Annotated in this window: 23 protein-coding genes; 20 read left to right on the plus strand and 3 right to left on the minus strand. The window is 43.8% G+C overall.

What is annotated here, in order from left to right:
• The first annotated feature begins 53 nt into the window (after positions 1-53).
• From ACQRCC_RS08025 to ACQRCC_RS08100, 16 genes are all read left to right on the plus strand, one after another.
• A complete protein-coding gene (locus ACQRCC_RS08025; protein WP_427850337.1) occupies positions 54-623 on the plus strand; it encodes an N-acetylmuramoyl-L-alanine amidase in 570 nt (189 codons plus the stop codon).
• A 273-nt stretch (positions 624-896) separates the two neighbouring features.
• Entirely contained in the window at positions 897-1,946 is a 1,050-nt protein-coding gene (locus ACQRCC_RS08030) for an L-threonylcarbamoyladenylate synthase (RefSeq protein WP_427850290.1), read from the plus strand.
• Between the two features lie 71 nt (positions 1,947-2,017).
• Positions 2,018-2,506 carry a deoxycytidylate deaminase gene (locus ACQRCC_RS08035; RefSeq protein WP_427850338.1) on the plus strand — a complete coding sequence of 163 codons (489 nt, stop codon included), beginning with the start codon at positions 2,018-2,020 and terminating at the stop codon, positions 2,504-2,506.
• A gap of 131 nt (positions 2,507-2,637) precedes the next feature.
• Entirely contained in the window at positions 2,638-2,838 is a 201-nt protein-coding gene (locus ACQRCC_RS08040; protein ID WP_427850291.1) for a pro-sigmaK processing inhibitor BofA family protein, read from the plus strand.
• Positions 2,839-3,119: 281 nt separating this feature from the next.
• Positions 3,120-4,103 (plus strand): hypothetical protein, encoded by a 984-nt coding sequence (locus ACQRCC_RS08045; RefSeq protein ID WP_427850292.1) that lies wholly within the window; start codon positions 3,120-3,122, stop codon positions 4,101-4,103.
• The gene (locus ACQRCC_RS08050; RefSeq protein ID WP_427850293.1) at positions 4,033-5,244 is read left to right on the plus strand and encodes a CpaF family protein; all 1,212 of its coding nucleotides are present in this window, start codon (positions 4,033-4,035) and stop codon (positions 5,242-5,244) included. The genes ACQRCC_RS08045 and ACQRCC_RS08050 overlap by 71 nt, the downstream gene beginning before the upstream one ends.
• A complete protein-coding gene (locus ACQRCC_RS08055) occupies positions 5,159-5,947 on the plus strand; it encodes a type II secretion system F family protein (RefSeq protein ID WP_427850294.1) in 789 nt (262 codons plus the stop codon). The genes ACQRCC_RS08050 and ACQRCC_RS08055 overlap by 86 nt, the downstream gene beginning before the upstream one ends.
• A complete protein-coding gene (locus tag ACQRCC_RS08060; protein ID WP_427850295.1) occupies positions 5,884-7,158 on the plus strand; it encodes a hypothetical protein in 1,275 nt (424 codons plus the stop codon). The genes ACQRCC_RS08055 and ACQRCC_RS08060 overlap by 64 nt, the downstream gene beginning before the upstream one ends.
• 27 nt (positions 7,159-7,185) lie before the next feature.
• Positions 7,186-7,362, plus strand: a complete 177-nt coding sequence (locus tag ACQRCC_RS08065) for a Flp1 family type IVb pilin (RefSeq protein ID WP_427850339.1) — start codon at positions 7,186-7,188, stop codon at positions 7,360-7,362.
• The gene (locus ACQRCC_RS08070) at positions 7,328-8,770 is read left to right on the plus strand and encodes a DUF5702 domain-containing protein (RefSeq protein WP_427850296.1); all 1,443 of its coding nucleotides are present in this window, start codon (positions 7,328-7,330) and stop codon (positions 8,768-8,770) included. Before ACQRCC_RS08065 ends, ACQRCC_RS08070 begins: the two co-directional genes overlap by 35 nt.
• Before the next feature lie 69 nt (positions 8,771-8,839).
• Positions 8,840-9,673: a TadE/TadG family type IV pilus assembly protein gene (locus tag ACQRCC_RS08075; protein WP_427850297.1), complete on the plus strand. Its 834-nt coding sequence runs from the start codon at positions 8,840-8,842 to the stop codon at positions 9,671-9,673.
• Complete coding sequence (locus ACQRCC_RS08080; protein ID WP_427850298.1) at positions 9,661-10,101, plus strand: prepilin peptidase; 441 nt, start codon at positions 9,661-9,663, stop codon at positions 10,099-10,101. The genes ACQRCC_RS08075 and ACQRCC_RS08080 overlap by 13 nt, the downstream gene beginning before the upstream one ends.
• Before the next feature lie 16 nt (positions 10,102-10,117).
• Complete coding sequence (locus ACQRCC_RS08085; RefSeq protein WP_427850299.1) at positions 10,118-10,519, plus strand: TadE family protein; 402 nt, start codon at positions 10,118-10,120, stop codon at positions 10,517-10,519.
• Entirely contained in the window at positions 10,519-11,310 is a 792-nt protein-coding gene (locus tag ACQRCC_RS08090) for a DUF6382 domain-containing protein (protein ID WP_427850300.1), read from the plus strand. The genes ACQRCC_RS08085 and ACQRCC_RS08090 overlap by 1 nt, the downstream gene beginning before the upstream one ends.
• 17 nt (positions 11,311-11,327) lie before the next feature.
• Positions 11,328-11,852 carry a hypothetical protein gene (locus ACQRCC_RS08095; protein WP_427850301.1) on the plus strand — a complete coding sequence of 175 codons (525 nt, stop codon included), beginning with the start codon at positions 11,328-11,330 and terminating at the stop codon, positions 11,850-11,852.
• A gap of 93 nt (positions 11,853-11,945) precedes the next feature.
• The gene (locus tag ACQRCC_RS08100; protein ID WP_427850340.1) at positions 11,946-12,551 is read left to right on the plus strand and encodes a rhomboid family intramembrane serine protease; all 606 of its coding nucleotides are present in this window, start codon (positions 11,946-11,948) and stop codon (positions 12,549-12,551) included.
• On the opposite strand, the gene ACQRCC_RS08105 is transcribed toward ACQRCC_RS08100, so the two are convergent.
• A complete protein-coding gene (locus ACQRCC_RS08105) occupies positions 12,532-13,287 on the minus strand; it encodes a sensor histidine kinase (protein ID WP_427850302.1) in 756 nt (251 codons plus the stop codon). The genes ACQRCC_RS08100 and ACQRCC_RS08105 overlap by 20 nt on opposite strands.
• An 88-nt stretch (positions 13,288-13,375) precedes the next feature.
• On the opposite strand from ACQRCC_RS08105, the gene ACQRCC_RS08110 reads away from it, so the two are divergent.
• Both ACQRCC_RS08110 and ACQRCC_RS08115 read left to right on the plus strand, forming a co-directional pair.
• Positions 13,376-13,786, plus strand: a complete 411-nt coding sequence (locus tag ACQRCC_RS08110; protein WP_427850303.1) for an HIT family protein — start codon at positions 13,376-13,378, stop codon at positions 13,784-13,786.
• Between the two features lie 54 nt (positions 13,787-13,840).
• The gene (locus ACQRCC_RS08115; protein ID WP_427850304.1) at positions 13,841-14,389 is read left to right on the plus strand and encodes an RNA polymerase sigma factor; all 549 of its coding nucleotides are present in this window, start codon (positions 13,841-13,843) and stop codon (positions 14,387-14,389) included.
• A 38-nt stretch (positions 14,390-14,427) separates the two neighbouring features.
• Here ACQRCC_RS08115 and ACQRCC_RS08120 read toward each other — a convergent pair whose 3' ends face one another.
• Positions 14,428-15,495, minus strand: coding sequence for an undecaprenyldiphospho-muramoylpentapeptide beta-N-acetylglucosaminyltransferase (locus tag ACQRCC_RS08120; RefSeq protein WP_427850305.1), 1,068 nt, complete (start codon positions 15,493-15,495; stop codon positions 14,428-14,430).
• A gap of 98 nt (positions 15,496-15,593) precedes the next feature.
• Between ACQRCC_RS08120 and ACQRCC_RS08125 the strand changes: the two genes are divergently transcribed.
• Together ACQRCC_RS08125 and ACQRCC_RS08130 are read left to right on the plus strand one after the other, a co-directional pair.
• Positions 15,594-16,457, plus strand: coding sequence for a DUF4367 domain-containing protein (locus ACQRCC_RS08125; RefSeq protein ID WP_427850306.1), 864 nt, complete (start codon positions 15,594-15,596; stop codon positions 16,455-16,457).
• Between the two features lie 72 nt (positions 16,458-16,529).
• Positions 16,530-17,030 carry a hypothetical protein gene (locus ACQRCC_RS08130; RefSeq protein WP_427850307.1) on the plus strand — a complete coding sequence of 167 codons (501 nt, stop codon included), beginning with the start codon at positions 16,530-16,532 and terminating at the stop codon, positions 17,028-17,030.
• A 240-nt stretch (positions 17,031-17,270) separates the two neighbouring features.
• Here the strand turns inward: ACQRCC_RS08130 and ACQRCC_RS08135 are convergent, their stop codons facing one another.
• Positions 17,271-17,513 (minus strand): TIGR03905 family TSCPD domain-containing protein, encoded by a 243-nt coding sequence (locus ACQRCC_RS08135; RefSeq protein WP_427850308.1) that lies wholly within the window; start codon positions 17,511-17,513, stop codon positions 17,271-17,273.
• Positions 17,514-17,825: the final 312 nt, after the last annotated feature.

A 17,825-nucleotide genomic window follows, 5' to 3' on the forward strand; every position in this document is an offset into this window, starting at 1 on the left:
CTTTTTGGCGTATGCATGGCAGCGAAAAAATTGCGCAGGTGAGTTGAACTTACCTGCGCAATTTATATCCTGCACACGGAGGAGCCGATCCGGGAAAAGTGGGAGTAAATGATGCGAAAGAAAAAGATATCAATCTTACCATAGCAAAAAAAGTAGTAAAGCTTTTAGAAAAAAAGAAAGTGGATGTTGTTATGACCAGAACGGATGACAGTATGCTGGCAAAATCGGATGCGCAGAATAAAAAAGCAGAGGATATGAAGGCAAGAGTGGAGATTATTGACAGGGAACTTCCGGAACTGGTAGTCAGTATTCATCAGAACAGTTATCATGAGGAAAATGTTTCCGGAGCACAGGTCTTTTACTACAGTCATTCGGAAAAAGGAAAGGAAGCTGCGGAAATTATGCAGCATGCGTTGCTGTTATTTGATGAAGATAATCATCGGCAGGCAAAAGCAAATGATACCTATTATCTTTTGAAGCGCACGGAGTCCCCGACTATTATTGTGGAATGTGGATTCCTGAGCAATCAGGAAGAGGCAGCGCTTCTGGTGACAGAAGACTATCAGAATCAGGTGGCGCAGGCAATCTGCAACGGAGTCACGGCATATCTGGGAGTGGACTAAACCAGCTAGCTGATGTATAATGTACATGACAGCAATGAGCAGTGCCAAAATGCATGGGAATAAAGCGACTGTTTACAGGCGCAATTATTCTCGTGCATTTTGATAGGGCGAATGCCCGTGAACGAGATGGAGCGAAGCGGAATCGAGTTAGCGCTGCGAATCATCGGCAGAGCGAAGCGACCGAAAAACGCAGCGCGTTTTGAGGTACTGCCCGGCGAAGCGGAATCGAGTTAGCGCTGCGAGCATTTGGAAGAATTGGGATACAGGTAGAATATGAAGACGAGAATAGATAAAATAGATAAGAATAAAATATGTGAAGCATCCATTCAGGCTGCAGGTGAGATACTGAAAGATGGAGGTCTGGTAGCATTTCCTACGGAGACGGTGTATGGTCTGGGGGCCAATGCGCTGGATGAAGAAGCGGCAAAAAAGACCTATGCGGCAAAGGGCAGACCGTCGGATAATCCATTGATCGTACACATAGCCAGAATGGAGGATCTGGAAGCGATTACGACTCATGTGCCGGAGGTGGCAAAGACAGTTGCAGAAGCATTCTGGCCTGGACCGCTTACGATGATATTTGATAAAAGTGATCTGGTTCCTTATGGAACAACGGGAGGGCTTGATACGGTTGCGGTACGAATGCCCAGTGATGAGATCGCGAGGAGGGTGATTCTGGCCGGAGGCGGATATATTTCCGCACCAAGTGCCAACACCTCCGGACGCCCGAGTCCTACGACGGCCGAGCATGTGGCTGAGGATCTGGATGGCAGAATTGAAATGATTCTGGACGGAGGAGCAGTGGATATTGGCGTAGAGTCTACGATATTGGACATGACGGTAACTCCGCCTATGATTCTCAGACCGGGCGCTGTGACTAAAGAGATGCTGGAGGAATTGATTGGGGAAGTGGAAGTGGATCGGACACTGATCGAGGCAGACAGTAAGATTGTCCCTAAGGCTCCGGGAATGAAGTACCGCCATTATGCACCGAAGGCCAGCTTAAGCATTGTAGAAGGTAAGCTGGAAGATGTCATTTCCTATATTAATCGGGAAGCCGGTGAAAAAATTGCGCAGGGATACCGGATCGGAATAATCGGAACCACGGAAACTATAGAGCATTATCATTGTGGAGATGTGAAATGTATTGGAACCCGCGAAGATGAAAGTACGATAGCGGGTCGGTTATACGGCATACTGCGTGAGTTTGACGCAGATGAAGTAGACTTTATTTACAGTGAGTCTTTTGATGCGGGCGGAATTGGGAGTGCGGTGATGAACCGGCTGCTAAAGGCAGCGGGACATCATGTGATTCGTCTGTAAATGTTAAAGGGATTATCTTGAAAGGAGTAAAAATGGGAAAACGCAGGGAAAGTGGTACGGAGGAAACCATTATGGGAAACAAGCGCAGAGATTATATTAGTTGGGATGAGTATTTCATGGGAGTAGCAATGTTGTCAGGAAAGCGGTCAAAGGATCCGAATACGCAGGTGGGTTGCTGTATTGTGAGTCAGGATAATAAGATTCTTTCCATGGGATATAACGGGCTTCCCATGGGATGTTCGGATGATGAATTTCCATGGGAGCGTGAGGGAGACAATCCGTTGGAAACAAAATACGTCTACACGGTTCACAGCGAACTGAATGCGATCCTGAATTACCGGGGCGGAAGTCTTGAAGGAGCGAAGCTTTATGTTTCCCTTTTCCCGTGTAATGAATGCGCAAAAGCAATTATCCAGAGCGGAATCAAAGAGGTTATTTATGACTGCAATAAATATCAGGATACGGCGTCTGTTCAGGCATCCATGCGGATGTTCGATGCGGCTGGCGTGAGATATCATCAGTATCATCGGACGGGACGGACGATAGAGATTGACCTGTAAAAAAGAATAGAAGACGAATGGAAAACAGGACACGATGCGGTCCTGTTTTTTTGTACTACAGGTCTCCTTTTCCAGGCATAATCATGTGGATTTTTAGTATATATAATAAAAAGATATTGGAGGAAAACAAAATGAAGGAACGCCGCTCGGGCAGGATTGTAACTTTTCTGGTACGTGCTTTGACGGGGATGGCTCTGATTTTCTTTGTAAATGAAGTCCTGGCTGCCAGGGGATTAGATGTTAGTGTAGGGTTAAATGGGATTAGTTTCCTGGTATCCGGTGTTCTGGGACTTCCGGGAATTGCTCTCTTATATGGAATTGTTTTGTATTGATAATTTATGTAAAATAGTACAGAAAAACAGTCATAATATCTTATGTAAATTTGTGAGAATCTGATAAAGTTGACATATCTGAAATAAAACTCTGGACATTTACAGAACGGAGAGATATAATGCAGATACAAGTTATGACAACCATGTCGGGCTTGTATCTGAATTGTTGAATCTTGTTGGAAGTCTGAAAATTGTTTCTGTAATTTAAGCCGGTTCGGCCTGGAATTCAAAAACAAGAAAACTGAATAGTAAAGAAAAAAATTAAAGCAGGGGGGTTATAAGTGAGCAGCAATAACTTGGTCATCTGTGATCCGGAAATGGATTACGCCTCAAGACTTGCCGCATTCTTAAGCGGGAAACGGGAACTTGCCTTTCAAGTAAAAATATGCAGCAGTCCCAGGCAACTGCGGTCAGTCTGTGGTGACTTGTCGACGGCTCTTCTTTTATTAAATGAAGTATTTGCAGGAGAAGAAATAGAAGAGATTCAAAAAGATGTGGGGACAGCCAGAATTATTATTTTATCAGATCGGGAGAGAGATAGTGAAAATTCCGGTAAGACGGACAGTATTTATAAATACCAGTCCGGAGAAGAAATTTATACGCAGATTATCCAAATCTGTGCAACAGAGAATATGGATGGTTTCTGGCGTGTCAGAAAAAAGGAAAAGGGTAGAATCATTGGTGTTTATTCTCCGGTACATCGGGTGGGACAGACAGATTTTGCAATCCAAAAGGGAAAAGAGCTTGCGAAAAATGAGAATGTCCTGTATATCAATCTGGAAACTTATGCAGGATTTGGAGGATATTTCCCGGAAGAACGTGAGAAAACTCTCGCAGTTCTTTTATATTATGCCAAGCAGGAGTCCGGGAATCCGGGATTGATTCTGACTACGCTCGTGCGGCAAATGGAAGGTCTGGATTATGTTCCGCCGGTTATTTTTCCGGAAGACCTTAAGGCGCTGGAAGCGAAGGAGTGGCTCTGGCTTTTTCGGGAGATTCTGCAGAATAGTATTTATGATGTACTGATTCTTGATTTGGGAGAATGCATTTGTGGTCTGTATGAGATACTGCGTTTTTGCGATACCGTCTATATGCCGGTGGCAGATGACAGGGTGGCTGCCGCAAAGATAACCCAGTATGAGGATGTCCTTCGCCAGCTCGGTTATGGTGAAGTAGCAGAAAGGATAATACGGTGTGATATCAGAAGAACAATTACAGGAAAAGATACTGGACAGGTTGGACCTGTCGAGAGAAATCGAAGATGAGGAACTGATGGAGCTGATTCTTCAGATTCTGGAGGAGGAAAGTAGAAGAGATTATATTCCGCTTCAAAGAAAGGCTTCTTTGGGCAGAGAATTGTTTAATGCATTCCGTAAGTTGGATCTTTTGCAGGAACTTATCGAAGATGACGAGATTACGGAAGTTATGATTAATGGAACGCAGAATATTTTTGTTGAAAAGGGTGGACGGCTGTATATGACGGATAAGCGATTTGCATCCAGAGAAAAGCTGGAAGATGTTATTCAGCAGATTGTGGCGGGGTCTAATCGTTTGGTAAATGAGTCGTCACCCATTGCAGACGCCAGACTTCCCGATGGATCCAGAGTTAACGTGGTGCTGTATCCAATTGCTTTAAATGGTCCGGTAGTTACCATACGAAAGTTTCCCAAAGAACAGATTACTATGAACCAGTTGATCCGCTTAGGTTCTCTGAACCATGAAGTGGCAGATTTCTTAAAATTGCTGGTGGCCGCAGGCTACAATATTTTTATAAGTGGCGGGACAGGGTCTGGAAAAACTACGTTTCTCAATGCGCTTTCGCAGTTTATTCCGAAGGATGAAAGAATTATTACCATTGAGGATAATGCGGAACTGCAGATACAGGGAGTACCGAATCTGGTAAAACTGGAAGCCCGTAATGCAAATGTGGAAGGAAGCGGAGAGATTACGATTCGGGAGCTGATCCGGGCTGCTTTGCGAATGCGTCCAAATCGCATTATTGTCGGAGAGGTCCGGGGATCAGAGACGATTGATATGATTCAGGCCATGTCTACCGGACATAAAGGGAGCCTAAGTACCGGTCATTCGGATAGTCCGCGGGATATGCTTCGCAGACTTGAAACGATGATATTGATGGGAATGGATATCCCGCTGCCGGCAATCCAGAGACAGATTGCATCGGCAATCGATATTATTGTACATATCGGAAGATTATGGGACAAGAGCAGGAAAGTGTTGGAAATCGTGGAGGTGCTGGATTTTGGAGAAAACGAAGTTGAGACCCGGGTTCTGTATCAATTTCAGGAGACCGGAAGAAAAGGTGAAAAAATCCAGGGAGACTGGAAAAAGATTCACACACTTCAGAACACCGGAAAATTATTTTCGGCAGGATATCAGACGCCGTGAATATGCAGGCGCATTTTTACAGACCGGATTTTTAATGGGAACAATAGGATATCTGTTCTATGAATCGTTCTGGGCGGCAGTGGTCTGCGTGCCTATTGGTGTCTTGTATTTCAGAGAGTGGGAAAAAGAATGTGTGGAAAAGAAGAAACAGGAATTTCAAAAGCAGTTTCAGGAAGCGATTCAGAGTCTGTCTGCGTCCCTTCATGTAGGTTATTCTCTGGAGAATGCCATGAAGGAGGTAAAAAAGGATCTGGATGTACTGTATAGTGCCGAGACGGCTATTCAGCGGGAATTTACATATATGATCCGCCAGATTTATATACAGATTCCCATGGAACAGATTTTCGCAGAGTGGGCAGACAGAGTGGATCAGGAGGATGTGCGCAATTTTGTTCAGGTATTTATAATGGCGAAAAAAAGCGGAGGCGATATGGTTGGGATTATCTGTGATTCTATCGGGCAGATTCGGGAAAAGCTGGAGGTACAGCGGGAGATAGGTACGCTGCTTGCCGCTAAGAAATACGAATTCCGGGTTATGGCAGTCGTTCCCTTTGGAATTATTGCTTATATGAAGCTCAGTTTCCCGGAATTTATGAACATATTGTATGGAAATGTAATCGGAATCGGGGTGATGAGCCTGTGTCTGGCAATCTATATCGGTGCATATTATCTTGGGGTGAGAATTGTAAATATCGAGGTCTAATACTGGCAACCGGCGTGTTAACTCTTGTAGGAGCCGGAGCTCTTTTACTCATTGATGCGGGAAAGTCGGCAGACGAAGTAATCCGGATTGAGAGAAATGCTTATGGTGATGGATGGTTTACGAAAGAACTGGAAATCGAGGTTGAAGGGACAGAACTGAAAGAAAAGACTGAGATTACTGTAGGTGAACGGCAGTACACACAGAAAGAAATGCAGGAAGTGTTTCGTCGTTCTATTCAGAAACTGGAAAGAATCGTGCTGGCGGAAAATGAGAGCATGGATGAGGTATGTGAAGATCTGAACCTGATTACCAGTATTCCGGGCGAGCCTGTTGAGGTAGAGTGGGAACTGGATCGATATGATGTGATGAATGTATACGGAGAGCTGAATCGGAAAAATCTGAAAAGTGAGAAGGATGGGGTTCTGATTCATCTGAAAGCATATCTCAAATACACGGAAGATGAGAAGCAGGAGGCAGTCCATGAGATGACTGTCAGAGCATGCCCTGCAAAGCGGACGGCGACAGAAAATCTGTTTGATACAATAGAAGCTGAAATAGAGAAAATTGAAACGAAATCACGGACGGAAGAAAGCTTTGAGTTGCCTAATAAGGTGAATGGGAAACATATTATTTATCGTACGTCTATGAATACCCGGGGAGTTGTGCTGATGGTGGCGGGAGTGGCAGTCTGTGCGTTGCTCTGGTGCCTGGAAAAGCAGAATGACCGGGATGAAGAAAAAAAGAGACAGGAGCAGATGATGAGAGATTATCCGGGCATTGTCAATAAGCTGATGCTTCTGATTGGAGCAGGGATGACGGTAAAAAATGCCTGGAGAAGAATTGTGGAGGATTATGAGAAACAAAAGGATAAGCTGGGAATAAGATATGCTTATGAGGAGATGGAAGCGACTTGCCATGAAATGAGGAGTGGTGTGACGGAAGCAGAGTGTTATGAGCGGTTTGGAAGGCGGTGCGGAGTAAGGGCATATCGAAAACTTGGGGCGCTGCTTTCCCAAAATCTGAGGAAAGGTACGAAGGGAATCACAGGGCTATTACATCTGGAGGCAATACAGGCTTTTGAAGAACGCAAGGCTCTGGCAAGACAGCAGGGAGAAGAAGCGGGGACAAGACTTCTGATACCCATGTTTGGGATGCTGGCCGTTGTATTGGTTATCGTAATAGTACCGGCATTTTTATCCATTCGGATATAACAAATATAAACGGAGGAGACAAATATGATGTGGAGAATGAAATATGCATTACAGGTTATGAAAGAAGAAAAAGGAGTCGGAGTTGTAGAAGTTATATTAATACTGGTGGTTCTGATTGCCCTGGTACTGATATTCAAAACGCAGCTGACCAGTCTGGTGGAAACCATTTTTGAGAAGATTACCAGTGAAAGCGCAGGAATATAGTCAGCAATACTGCCAGAGATATTATGAGGAGGCAGAAAACCTGAGCGGAGAAATCACAGTATTTCTGGCATTGATTTTTATTCTGCTGGTTTCATTTATCGGAAGTCTGATGGAAGGGGCTTCCATTCAGATGGCAAAGAATTACCGCAGAGCAGACATGAACCGGGCGATGGAAAGTGTGTTTGCAGAATACCAGAGAGAGCTTTTGGAAGAATTTGATGTATTTGGTATGGATGGAAGTTATGAGAGTGGGTTCTGGTCGGAAGAGGCCGTGTTGGAGCGTCTGGATTATTATGGAGCGGCTCAGATAGACAATGAGATCCGAAGAATACAGCTTTTGACGGATCACGACGGACAGGCTTTTCGGGAACAGGCGGCCCGGTATGTGGAGGAAAGATATGGTCTGGAATCATTGAATAACCTGCTGGGAAATACAGGACTGTGGAAACAGCAGGAAGAAGAGTCGGATGCTTATCAGAGAAAAGAAGAAGAGGCAAACCGTAATCTGGACAGACTTTTGATGGAGAATGAAGAAGCACTCCCGACGGAGAATAATCCGCTTACGAATATTTCAGCCATGAAGCGCAAACCACTGGTGGAGTTGGTTATGCCGAAAAATAAAATGGTATCAGGGAAACAGTATGAGATACAAAATCTTGTTTCAGGAAGAGAACGTCAGACGGGTTATGGGACATTTGATGATGTAGAGGAAGAAAAATCTGTGTCAACTCTGGCATTTGGAGAATATCTGCTGAGACATTTTCGATGTGTGGCAGATGAATCGGAAACGGTAAATGGCGGAGGACTGGATTATGAGCTGGAATATATCCTTGGAGGCAGGTCAAGTGATAGAGAAAACCTGGAAGAAGTCACAAAAAAATTGCTTTTGATACGTTTTGTGCCAAATTATGCATTTGTATCTAATGATGCAGAAAAACGGGCAGAGGCAGAGGCGATGGCTCTGACCCTGTGTTCCCTGATCCTTGCTCCTGAAATTACAGAGGCAGTTACCCAGGTGCTTCTGCTGGGATGGGCATTCGGAGAAAGTATCATGGATATTCGTTCGCTGATGGATGGAAAGAGAGTTCCTCTTTTAAAGAACCAGGAAAGTTGGCAGCTTCAATTATCAGCTTTGCTTACTCTGGGAACAGAAGAGGATCAGTCGGAAGGACTGGATACTGAAAGCGGATTAACGTATAAGGAATATCTTAGAATAATGTTCTTTCTTGGTCAAAAAGAAACGCAGACAATGAGGGCACTGGATATGATTGAACTGCGACTCAGAACAGAAAAAGGGCTGACCTGGTTTTATGCGGATTCCTGTATCAGCCGAATGGAAATCAGAAGCAGCTGCAGCCTGCGGCGGGGAATTTCATATCAGTTTCAAACCTATTTTGGTTATCGTTAGAAATACGGGAGGATGTCCTTTTGGACCCTGACAAATCCCTAAAAATAAAAATACAGAAAGGAGTTTCGTATGATACTTCCAGAAAAAAGAAGTTTCTATATCCAAATCTTACATAGTCATACTCATCGTATTTCCAAAAGGACATCCTCCTGTATTTCTGGCGAAAGAAAAGGAAGCGTTACGGTAGAGGCAGCATTGTCTCTTCCGATTTTTTTCCTGGCTGTTATAAGCCTCATATATATGATGGAGGTTATGGCAGTTCGGACCAGCATACGAAGTGGAATGCAGTATGCAGCAAAAACTGCTGCTGAGTCTGTATATCTGAAACCCATGATTACACCGGGACAACTGGAGGCAGACATTGTCCAGGCAGTGGGAAGTGGAAGGCTGGATAGAAGCGTTGTGGTTGACGGAAGCGGAGGAATTCACTGCCATGAGTCAAGAATGTCATTAATCACAGGGATTCTGGAACTGAAGGTAAAATATAAAGTACGATTGCCAGTTCCCATGTTTGCCGGAGTGACAGTACCGATGGAAGAATCAATGCGGATGAAAGGATGGAATGGATATATTAGAAATATTGGATTTCGTGAAGAAGATCAGACAGTATATATCACAGAGACCGGAATGGTATATCACAAAGATTATTCCTGCAATTATCTGGAATTGTCCATTCGAATGGTGCCGTCTTCAGAATTAGAACAGCTTCGCAATAAAAACCAGGGAAAATATCATCCCTGTGAGCACTGCGTGCATGGTGCGGTAGACGGAGGGGTATATATTACAGATTACGGAGACAGATATCATAGTTCACTGGAGTGCAGAGGTATTAAACGGACTATTTATGCAATTCCGCTGGAAGAAGCGATCGGGAAGGGAGCGTGTTCCAAATGCTGCAGATAAGCAGGGTAATAATGTTTGGGTATCTGGCTGCGTTGTCAGTTATAGACTGGCGTTTTCGGAGATTGCCGCAACCATTTTTAATTATGGGAAGCTTTTTGGCAGTAGGCCTAACGATTATGACAGGAAATGCTTTTTGGAAGCAGTGCCTGGCAGGATTTATAGTTGGTGTAGTATTTGTGGGAGTCAGTATGATTACCAGGGAAGCGTTGGGATATGGTGACAGCTGGGTTCTGTGTATCCTGGGAATTTATCTCGGGGTTGGGAAATTAATGGAAGTTTTAGCGACTGTCTGGAGTCTTCTTCTGATAGCGGCGGTAGTCGCGTTTGTAAAGAGCAGGAAATCAGGAAAGTTTACGTTTCCGTTTATACCGTTTCTATTGACGGGGTACCTGGGTATGTGGATGACAGAACTGGCAGGACTTATGTGAAAAAAAGGAAGAAAAGATGAATGCGGAAAAATGCAGAACATGGAAGGGAAGTTTTACAGTAGAAACGGCTTGTTTGTTACCAATGTTTATATTAGTACTGCACTTTTGTATCGTAGGATGTTTTTATTATCATGATAAGAATGTGATATCTTCCTGTGCTTATGAGACAGCAGTAGTTGGGAGTACCAAATCCAGAGAAAAGGACGGAGTCACTCCGGAGACATTGGAACGTGCTTTTCAGGAACGACTAAGGGGAAAATGTATTCTGTTTTCCGGAGCATCTGTCCGGGTCAGGACCGGGGAGAATCAGATTATAGTGCAGGCAACGGCATCCAGACATGCTATGAAAGTGTCAGTAGTGCACACCGCTGCGGTGACAGAACCGGAAGATTATATCAGACACAGGAGATGGAAATAATGAATTATAAGGCTGAAATAAAGCGTGAATTAAATCAGACACTACTAAGGATTGAGCAGGAGGGGCCGTACAGGGAAGACTATCAGGTACGGATGCTGAAGGAAAATCAGATACCGGGCATTCTGAAAATGCGGGGACAGGGGATAGATGAAAAAACTTTCTATGAGTATGAAATAAGTGGAAAGATATCTCTGAAAAACAGATTTCAAAAAAAGAAAATCACAGCAGAAGAAATGAAATTATTTCTTGAACAGGTTTTAAATGCAATATCTGGGGTTACATGCCATTTGCTGAACGTAAATTGTCTGCTTATGGATCCTGAATATATATTTTGGGAAACAGATCAGTATTACTTCTGTTATGTTCCCCAATGTGAGGATGATATCTGGGTGTCTTTTCATAAACTGATGGACAGCTTTGTACAGTGGACGGATTATCAGGACATACCAAGCGTACAGATGGCATTTTTATTGCACAAAGAAACAATGGAGGAGAATTATAGTCTGAAAAAAATAATGGATAAAATGATACAGATGGAAGAGGAAACGAAAGATGGAAAAGGTCAGGAAGAAGCAGAATCGATGCAGGAATGTGAGGAAAATACACAGTGTGAATCTTCATCGGTCTTTGATGTGGCAGACCAGGACTGGATTACCAATCAGGAGATGGGAAACAAAATTATGCGGGAAACTGACAATATGTGGACACCGGTCAGGCGTTTTCTGCAGAAACACAAAAAACCAAAATGGGGAGATTGGGATGGACTGTATATTGATGAAGAAGATTTCTAAGGAAGGAATGAATTACTATGATGAAAAAATTAATAGCGGTTTTACTACTGTTTGTTATGACGATTAGCTGTTCCATACAGGCATTTGCGTTTACACCCAGGTATTCGGTATCCATGCCGAAGATACCGGATATTCATGTAGAATTGTCTGATGCTACGAAAAAAGCGGTAGACAATGCAGTAAAAGAACAATTAGAAAAAACGATACTGGAAAGGCCGGTCATTACTCAGTCGACATGCTGGCATGGGAATTATATTTATGGCACAAAAACACATCTGATTCTCGGATGGAATCCGGTAGAAGATGCGCAGTCTTATTCCGTCGAGATAACGAAAGCAGATGGAACAAAGAAGATTTATACAGCTGAAAGGAACTACATGTTCCTGAGTGAATGGACAGATGATTTCATTAAAGGTTGTTTGAATGAAAAAACGGATGGCAGCAGTGGCGATGCAACTGTGCGGGTGCGCGCGCATGGGGAAAATGATACCTGCAGTTTATGGTCAGAGGTAGTATATATCTGCTGTAATGCTTACTACTAAGTAATTTGCAAATGGTAAAATATATGATATAATGAGCGAAACAATTATTGCATGAAGGGCAGAGTGAGTTTTGTATCTGCCCGACAGGAGCAGATTATGTATCAGAAGAAGGCACCGTGTACAATTGGGCTAGTGGTGATTAATATCGCAGTTTTTTTCTTTCTGGCATTCCAGGGGATGACTGAAGATGCGGTATTTATGGTGGACCATGGGGCAATGTATGTACCATACATTGTGGAACTGGGCGAGTATTACCGTATGATTACCAGTATGTTTATGCATTTTGATCTGAATCATCTAATGAATAATATGATTACTCTGGGTGCTTTAGGATGGCAGCTGGAGTTGGAAGTGGGAAAGATAAAATATCTGCTTATTTATTTTCTGAGTGGTATTGCCGGAAATATGCTCTCTATGCTGCAGGAGATTCACGCAAATGAGTATGCGGTATCTGTAGGAGCATCGGGAGCAATTTTCGGTATTATCGGAGCATTGCTTTACATTGCAATTCGAAATCATGGCAGGATTCGCAATGTTTCCGGCAAAGGAATTTTGTTTATGGTAGTGCTAACCCTCTATCATGGCTATACTAACATGGGAGTAAATAATATGGCTCATATTGGAGGCCTTATCATGGGTTTTGCTGCGGGAATCCTTCTTTACCGGAAACGCAGGAAGTCTACTTTATCGGAAGCGTAATGGTGAAGGTAGTGCCCATGCCCTCTGTGGATTGTACGCTAATCTGACCGGAATGAGATTCCACGATTCGTTTGGAGATGGCAAGTCCAAGACCGGTTCCGCCCTGTTTGTGAGTGACAAAGGGCTGGAAAATATCTGACAGGAACTCTTCTGGAATGCCGCAGCCGGAATCCGTGATGGTCACTATGATATTGCCATTTTTGGAAAAAGCATGAAGTTGTATGTTATTTTTCCGGTTTTCAGGATTCAAATCGCCAGTAGATTCCGTGGCTTCTGCAGCGTTGCGGAGAAGATTCAGGAACACTTCCCGAAGCTTAATGGGATCACCGCAAAATGGTGGGAACGCCGGATCGAGGCAGGAAGAAAATTCCACAGGTGAATCAGCAATAGAGGTCGCAAAGGACAGGACGATCTGTTCCATGAATTTTCGGAAGTTCATGGATTTTACAGAAAGAGCGCTTCCGTTATTGTATGAGGAGAGTTCTTCTAACAGCTCTTTCATGTAAATGATATCGTCGCGCAGGGAATCCCAGTGCCTGAATGTGGTGACTTCGGGATGCTGTGCTTCGATAAGCTGGAGGGTGCTGTAAACTAAAGTGAGAGGGTTGCGAATTTCGTGACTGACTGTGCGCAGTGTCTCCTCGTGGGAGTCGAGCAGCTTCTGAATCAGTGCTCGATTTCCCGGGTTTTGTGCCATTAATTGTCTTAATTTGTCGTAATCTGTATCTGTAAACATGTGATATTACCGCCTTTCTGGTCTAGCAGTTTAACACAGGCGGTTTAAATATTCAATCAAAAAATGAGAATGAGAGAAGGTAAAAATTATGAAGGATGAGAACTGTATTTTTTGTAAAATAGCGAATGGAGAAATTCCGGCAGCAACGCTGTATGAAGACGATGACTTCCGGGTAATTCTGGATCTGGGACCGGCATCCAAAGGACATGCCCTGATTCTTCCGAAGGAACATTATGCGAATCTTTATGAGCTTCCGGATGAGCTGGCGGCAAAAGTAATCATTTTGGCGAAGAAGATGATTACCAAGCTTACCGGTGTATTGGGCTGTGACGGATACAATCTGGTTCAGAATAATGGATCGGCAGCAGGACAGACGGTTTTCCACTTCCATCTGCATATGATCCCCCGTTATGAGGGAGATCAGGTGGGACTTGGATGGAAGATGGGCGAGCTGACAGATGCGGATCGTGATGAGATCCTGGCAAAGCTGGCCGAGTAATATAGCAGATATTGAATAGAAAAAAACAAAAGAAAAAGGTATAAGAGTGTGGGTATGGAATCCAAAAGAAAAGCCAGATTTGATGATGCATATAATCAGTATCACGACGTTATGCTTCAGGTGGCTGCACTTTATACCCGGAATCTGTCTGCAGCAGAAGACGTTGTGCAGGATGTATTTCTGAAATATTATGTATTTATCGGTCATAATGAAGTAAAGAATTTAAAAGCGTGGCTGATGGTTACAACCAGAAATACGGCGTTCAATTATAACAGAAAAGCAAAACACGAGATACCGGTGGATATTAAGGAAGAGGGAGACCTACTTCTCGGATATGGAGAAAGTATGGAAGAGCACTTCTTTAATAAAATATGTAAAATGGAGACTCTGGAGTATTCTGATACAGTGATGGATGCATTATACGAAAAGAGTTCCAGATGGTATGAAGTGGTAACAAGTGTCTATTGTATGGGACTAACTCAGAAAGATGCCGGGGAATGTATGGGAATTACAGAAGATGCAGTTCAGGGAATACTGAAAAGGGCAAAAAATTGGATAGAGAATAATTATCGGGAAGAATACGACCATATCAACAGAGCGTAAAAAGGTGTCGTTTCGACACCTTTTTACGCTGTATAAACTTATGAACGGGCAGCTTCTTCAATCAGGTCAATGATGGTATCAATAGAATCCTGCTGATTGGATTTTGCCATAGCGTCTACATATTTTGCGCGGTTATCATACAGTTCGTGAATAGCGGTAAGGAATTTTTCATTTGTAATTTCTTCTTCCTCCAACACGAGGCTGAAGCCCTGGCGCTCAAAGGAACGGGCATTCAGAATCTGGTCACCGCGGCTTGCATTAGCGGAAAGCGGAATCAGGAGATTCGGCTTATGCAGAGCAAGAAGTTCACAGATGGCATTGGCACCGGCGCGTGAGATTACAATATCGGTAAGAGCGAACAGATCTTTCAGTTCGTCCTTAATATATTCATATTGTACGTAGCCGTCCAGTCCGTTTAAAGATGGGTCAACTTTATTCTTTCCGCAAAGGTGGATCACTTGAAAATCTTTCAAAAGGTTCGGAAGTACTCTGCGGACAGCCTCATTCACGGCAACAGCTCCCAGACTTCCGCCAATAACCAGGATGACAGGTTTCGAGTCGGAAAATCCGGTGAAATCAAGGGCTTTCTGCCTGTTTCCGGATAATAATTCCTGGCGGATCGGAGAACCGGTCAGTACTGCTTTGTCAGCAGGAAGCTCGGCCACCGTCTCCGGGAAATTACAGCAGACCTTTGTGGCAGAAGGAATGGAAAGTTTGTTCGCAAGCCCGGGAGTCATGTCAGACTCATGGATGATGGTAGGAACTTTACACTTCTTTCCGGCAAGGACGACCGGAACAGATACAAATCCGCCTTTGGAAAAGATAACATCCGGTTTCAGAAGCTTGATCAGCTTCTTGGCTTCTCCGAATCCCCGGATAACACGGAAGGGATCGGTGAAATTCTGCAAACTAAAATAGCGGCGAAGTTTTCCGGAAGAAATTCCATGGTATGGAATGCCGAAAGCCTCAATGAGTTCTTTCTCAATGCCGTTGTAGGAACCGATGTAGTGAATATCATAATTAAGCTCTTTCAGGCGCGGTAACAGCGCGATGTTAGGAGTGACATGACCGGCAGTACCGCCGCCGGTTAAGATAATACGTTTCATACTATGCCTCCGATTCAATATTGATAAGATAATTGTAAACGCAAGCGGGGCATGGGTCAAGAAAAAGTCATAAATGTAATGAATGAAAAGGGGAAATTATGCAGAAGCAATTTGATGATTTCGAAAAATTCATAAACGAAGAGCTGGAAAGGGAAGCGGAAGAGATAGAGCGGGAACTACAGAAGCATCCGGAGCTTGCCTCTCTAAAAGCAAGCGACAGCTTAAAGGAAAAGATAGATGCCAAAATCGAAGCTATGGAGCGTGAGCGGGTCATCAGCCAGCTGTCGGAGGAGGATCGTGAAGCACTTCTGCTTGGACGAGAGGTCAGAAAAGAAAAAGAAGAAGAAAAGAAGCGCAGGGAAAAGCGTCGGAAAGCTGGAATGTGGAAGCGGCTGGTTGCGGCTGCGGCAGTGGTGGTCATTGTGGCAAGCGTGGGAATTACCAGCGTTGGGGGACCGAAGCGGGTGGCAACGTTTGTGGAACATGTAATTGGTGGGAGAAAGATGGATAAAGTGGCATCAGTATCAGAGGAAGAGAGTGTAAAAGAGTCGCAGATAGATGAGGAGGAAAAAGCTTATCAAGAAATAAAGGATAAACTTGGATTTGAACCAGTAAAAATTACAGTCGGTCCTGATACGATGAAATTTAAGTTTATGGAGTTGGATGAATATTTGCAGACGGTTAATATGATTTATGATTTAAGCGGGAAAAATATTTCTTACATTATGCAATGTACATATGCTGATGATGCTTGGGCAATAGATATGGAGGATCAGTTGTTAAAAGAGTATGAGTATCCATTAAACAAGGTTCAAGCGATAATTAGGGAGTATGAGATAAAAGAAACTGGGGAAATAAGATATGTGGCAATTTTTGAATACAAAAAGGTTTATTATCGTCTTGCTGCTACCATAGAAGAAGAGCAGTTTATGAAAATTTTGAATTCTTTACATTTTTCTTAAAAAAAGCGACGGTTTTTGTAAAGAAGTGTGTCTCTATATATGAGGGAGACAGGAGAGCTGTGGAAACAGAAGATGAGGAAGAAAATTGTATCTGCATTTTGTGCCCTTGCATTGATCTTAGGACTCATATGGAGTACTGGAGCAGAGGTGGAGGCATCTGATAGTGTGCCAATGTTAGATGGGTCCTATCTGACTCATGAGACGGAATCAATCGGGCAGAGTGTTCAGATGACGAGAGGGGCCAACCTTCAGGAAGGCTATTCCAAACTGGTTCGGTTGGGTCCTGGTGTCATTTACGCGGGTGGAACTACAATTGCTGATCATACAGTGGAGTCTGTGCAGGTAACAGTAATTGTGGAACGCGCAAGAGAAGATGAGGATGAGTGGCATTTTGTGGATGGATGGCACAAGGAAAACACGAATGCTGATCTGGTGAGTGCAAATAAGAGGATGGAAGTAGAAGGAGGATGGTATTATCGAGTGAGATGTACTCATTCTGCTGATGGAGACATGAGTAGTTCATATACTGACGGTCTTTATGTTTCATCACCGACATCGTCTTCAACACCATAACCCCTCTCCAATTTTTTAGGAGAGCTGTAACCGCAGTGAGTGTCTAAAAAACCGAAAGGGACTATCATAACCATTACCCAGAGGCGCACAGAGAAACTAAAAAAACAGTTTCCTTACATTGAAAGCCGTCAAAGGTCCATTGGACTAAAGTCGTCTCCAGGTGATGGTTATGATAGTCCCTTTCGGGGAAACTTCAAATGTACGGTGCGGGTCTGGCTAACCCGCACCGCAAAGAAAAAGTTATCCCTGTTTAGCCAGTCTTAATGCTTTTGCCAGTTGATCCGGGCAGGATGTGGGTTTGGAACCACAGGTGATGCCCTCCAGACGGGAGATGGCTTCGTCCACCTGCATGCCCTTTACCAACTGCGATACGCCCATGGTATTTCCGGCACATCCACCGAGAAAGTGTACGGATTTGATCGTGTCTCCATCTAATTCTACGTCAATCAACTGGGAGCAGACTCCCTTCGGTCTATACTGCATATTCTATACCTCCGATTCTACGTATATGATGTTGGAATCAAAACCCCAACTATGATTTCACAGGAATTATAACAAAATCCCAATAAAAAAGCTAGGTTACGGAAGAAATATTTGGTATACTGATAAGCAAGAGTTACTATTCGCAGCCGATATGGATTCGCGGACCGACTCGTCATGCTTGCATGTAAGAGTCGGTCCGCGAATCCATATCGAACCTGCGAAGCAGGGACTCCACTCACATAAGCAGTCTTAGCTCCGTAAGGAGTGGAACTGAAGCCTCGAAGAGGCGACGAGTGCGCATGTGGGTGGCTG

Source organism: Sporofaciens sp. SGI.106, from assembly GCF_050314255.1.
Classification (GTDB): Bacteria; Bacillota; Clostridia; order Lachnospirales; family Lachnospiraceae; genus Claveliimonas.